1 protein-coding gene is annotated in these 1,512 nt (G+C 58.6%); it reads left to right on the top strand.

Going from position 1 to position 1,512, the window contains the following annotated elements:
* Window positions 1-440 precede the first annotated feature (440 nt).
* A partial coding sequence (locus tag BMI01S_RS37410) for a Mu transposase C-terminal domain-containing protein (RefSeq protein ID WP_255217866.1) occupies window positions 441-1,512 on the top strand: 1,072 nt, incomplete at its 3' end.

The following is a 1,512-nucleotide window of genomic DNA, read 5'->3' as shown; positions in this document are numbered from 1 at the left end:
TGTTGGTGTTCTTAGTTTCTGCTAGCCGTGGTCACAGATATTGCTAATGACTTTTTTGCTTGAAAGCCGCGCCAGTAAAGGGCCGCAGCAAAATCGACCAGTTCTTTTCTGATGTTGCCCGATCACAACAGTGTGCATTCAGTTGCCCGCTAATTTTGCTAATGCGCCTTGCGTGTCCTTAAATGCTGCTAATGCGGCGAGAGTGGCGCGAGGGCACCATGGCTTTCTCCAACGAGACGAAGGGTCGTGTCGCGAAACTGGCAGCGGTCTTGCGGCCGCTCGGGAACGGGAGGCTAACACTGGCTCACGCGAAGCGCGCCGGGCGTTTGCTTTGCGTGCACTGGACTACCGTCTATCGACTGCGGCGGAAGTTCCTCTCAGACCCTGTCGCAAGCTCACTCAATCCCCGACATCGTGGTCCAAAAGTGGGCAGTCACCGTTTGGATCCGGCTGTCAACGATGTCATTGAGAAGGTCGTGCAGGACTGGTTGCCGGCTCAGCACCAATTAGCCCATCCTGCGACGGATCTGGTGCTTGAGATACGACGTCGATGCGTCACGGCGGGATTGGCGCCTCCGAGCCGGTCAACTGTCGCCCGTCGATGGTCGGAACATCGCGAACAGGATGCTCTGCGACGTGCTGCACTTCCTGACGCGCAGGTCGCGCCAGGAACATTCACGGCACAGCATCCGTTGGACATCGTTCAGATTGACCATACACAGGCGGACATTCTGCTGGTCAGCGAGTTAGACGGGAGGGTGATCGGTCGACCATGGCTTTCAGTTGCGTTAGACGTCGCGACGAGGTGTGTGCTCGGCTTTTACGTGGGTATGGAAAGACCGGGAGCGGCTACGGTTGGGCTGCTTCTCACCCGAGTCGTGCTCTCCAAGGCCCCTTGGCTCGCAAAGGTCGGCGCAGACGCAGAGTGGCCAATGCGCGGCATACCGCGCGTCCTGCATCTCGACAACGCTGCAGAATTCAAGAGTCGGGCGCTTCGCAGCGGCTGCCGGGAATACGGTATCGATCTGATGTACCGTCCGGTTGGTCGGCCACATTTCGGCGGACATATCGAACGTTTTAACAGGACAATGATGGAACGCGTTCGTGGGTTACCCGGCGCGAAGGGCTCTTCCACGAAAGGGCGCAAGGCACGGCAGGCAGAAAAGAGCGCTGCGCTAACGCTTAAGGATTTTGAGCGATGGCTTGCGATCGAGATCGGGAGGCGATACCACCAGAATCCTCATCGGGGACTACTGTGTGCTACCCCAGCGGACACCTGGCGAAGACTCTCGTATTCAACTGCTGCGCGGCAGTTGCCAGCGGCGGTCGACGCGGAGCTGCGTTTCCTGATCTGGTTCCTACCGGTCGCTTCAAGGACGATTCAGGCGGACGGACTCACGATCTTCCGGATACGTTATTGGCATCCGTTGTTCGCCGCGTGGCGAGAAACACGACGTTCGGTGACCGTACGCTACCACCCGGAAGACCTGTCGCGCGTGTTTGTGAGCGCCG

Origin of the sequence: Paraburkholderia mimosarum LMG 23256 = NBRC 106338 (genome assembly GCF_000739815.1) — a bacterium.
Taxonomy (GTDB): Bacteria; Pseudomonadota; Gammaproteobacteria; order Burkholderiales; family Burkholderiaceae; genus Paraburkholderia; species Paraburkholderia mimosarum.
The sequence above is the reverse complement of the archived record's forward strand: the minus strand, read 5'-3'. Positions and strand labels throughout refer to the sequence as shown.